Consider the following 580-nt stretch of genomic DNA (forward strand, 5'->3'; position numbering starts at 1 on the left):
GAGCTGACATTGTGCTTAAATAATGATGGCTCTGGCAGGATGGGAGTTCAATGATTGCAAGGTGACCACTAATTCAGGTGACGTAAATGTGTAGCAATCCCCCACTTTAGGCCGATACATTTTCCATTAACCAGGTCGATAACAGAATAACTTGCATTGGGGTGAGCATAGCGAGGGAAACTATTGACAGTCCCTTCTTTAAGAATTGCCAGAGTACCCTGACTGACATGCCCGTGAGACACAATACATATTGTTTGTTGATGTGATGAAGTATCTTCCAGGTTTTGTAAAAAACGCATAACTCGCTGAGAAGCATGCGCCAGTGACTCCCCCCCAGGTGGAAAATACTCTGCATCAAGCCTGAATAACGCATTTGCATCGTTCGGATGTTTTTGTCTGAGTAGTTCTAACGGCATACCTTCAAACTGACCAAAGGCCTGCTCTTTAAGGGCCGGTTCAGCCGTCAGTGAACAGCGAAAGTGTTCAGCCAGGCTTTGCCCCATTTGCCAGGCACGTCCAAGCGGAGAAGCGTAAACACGCTCTATTTGATACTCACTTGCACTAAACGCTGCTAGTAGGA

1 protein-coding gene is annotated in these 580 nt (G+C 46.4%); it reads right to left on the reverse strand.

Features of this window, described 5'->3' with window-relative positions; genetic code table 11:
• Positions 1-68 precede the first annotated feature (68 nt).
• Positions 69-580: histidine phosphatase family protein (locus FDW97_RS17855; protein WP_137351406.1), on the reverse strand; the 512-nt coding region annotated here is incomplete at its 5' end.

Source organism: Citrobacter sp. wls708 (genome assembly GCF_005281255.1).
In the GTDB taxonomy this organism is placed as follows: Bacteria; Pseudomonadota; Gammaproteobacteria; order Enterobacterales; family Enterobacteriaceae; genus Citrobacter; species Citrobacter werkmanii.